A 1,633-nucleotide genomic window follows, 5' to 3' on the forward strand; every position below is an offset into this window, starting at 1 on the left:
TTAAATTATATAACATTTATAAATAACATAACGATATTAATCAAAAAATTATTATCTTATCAAGAAAAAAAATAAGATAAACTTTATCCACCTTCACTTCTTTTCTTATATTATTGGCAAAAAGATTACAACAAAAACGTATAATAAAATATATCCGAAAAATTGTAATTAAATTATTAAAAAAAGGTTTATTCTTAAAAACCAAAGGAGTGAAAATATGAATAAATTAGAAAATTTAAGCAATAAAATGTATAATAAAATACATAAAATTTATATCTTTTCAAAGAAAATTAGTAAGGAATATGCGCTTTTTATTTGAAAAGAAGTTTAATATGACAGAATTGCAATGGATTTATGACGAACATGATTTTGATAGACAAGAAAAACATACTTCCGAATGCGAACATTGTGAAACCAAAATATCTCATAAAATTTGGACTGTTCCGTTTTTTTTAGACAACTTTTGTCTTTAAAATTGTTCTTTAATACTTGAAATTAAGTGATAATTTGTTAATATCTTTTCAAACAACCAACAAAACATTTTTGATTAGATGAAAAAGTGTCTAATTTTTTTATAATTTGCTAGTTTCAAAAGATATTTTTTCTAATATTTTATACCTTCGCTATATAGTTAGATAAAAAAAGTTAAAAACATTCCTACAAAATGAAAATAAAATGATTTTTTTATTAATTATATTTAATTATATTATTTTCTTGTAAAAAAAGACGTAACAAAGATACCTTTTTTCAAAGGTCTAGTTTAAAGAGATATGTTTAAATGATTTATTTTAAACTTTGTCCATATTGGATAGGCGAAAGATAGTTTAATTGAGTTAAAGGCCATTGTTTATTCCAAAAAGAAGGAAATTGGTTAATGAGGGGTTTTATTTTTGCCATTGGTTTTTGAAATAAAACAGATGATGGTGTTCTAAGATGCTTTTCATTTAGCCGAAAAAAGTTCTCAATGACAACGACGTTATCACAAAGGTTTGCTTTACGAGACATGCTGATAAGAAAACCTTTTTTAAATTAGTGCTCCTTGTATTTATTGCGATTGATAAACTGCGCCTTGGTCGGAATGAATAAAACAAAGTTTTTTAATAGAGACAATTTTTGTGATAATATTTAAAACTAATTCTTTATTTTGTTTTTTGAAAATATTAGAAGCGATAATTTGGTTGTTAAAAAAATCCATAATAAACTAAAAATATAAAAAACCTTGTTAATTTTTAAAATAAGCAATGTCAGTGAATAGTTTTTGCATTGTTTCAGCGCTTTTAAAATCTTGGTTAATTAAATTAGGAACTATTTTTAATTGAGATTTTAATTGTTGATAATGATATTTATTTTTTTTGCTTCTTAAACGACAACAAATCCCTTTTTCTTTCATGATGAGATAAACTTTTTTCTTAGCGATGGTTTCATTAAAGATTTTTTGATATAAATCAGTAATTTTGTTCGATGACCTAAGGAAATATTCATGCACTTTAAATAAAGAATTAATACGTTTTTGTTGTAATGAGGTGCCCCACAAAAGTGGATTCAAAAGAAAACAACTAATTGAACCAAATTGTTTATTAATTAAAATAAACAGTTTGGTTTTTTTATTTAGCCAAACTTAAAAAAGGAGTTT

General features: G+C 23.5%; 1 protein-coding gene and 1 pseudogene. One reads left to right on the top strand and one right to left on the bottom strand.

What is annotated here, in order from left to right; translation table 11 throughout:
- Positions 1 to 332 precede the first annotated feature (332 nt).
- Positions 333 to 473 (top strand): hypothetical protein, encoded by a 141-nt coding sequence (locus RI76_RS03150; protein WP_017192331.1) that lies wholly within the window; start codon positions 333 to 335, stop codon positions 471 to 473.
- 310 nt (positions 474 to 783) lie between these two features.
- Here RI76_RS03150 and RI76_RS03285 read toward each other — a convergent pair.
- Positions 784 to 1,519: pseudogene (locus RI76_RS03285) on the bottom strand (transposase); the annotation flags it as partial.
- Positions 1,520 to 1,633: the final 114 nt, after the last annotated feature.

The sequence above is a fragment of the Milkweed yellows phytoplasma str. MW1 genome (assembly GCF_000309485.1).
Lineage (GTDB): Bacteria > Bacillota_I > Bacilli_A > Acholeplasmatales > Acholeplasmataceae > Phytoplasma.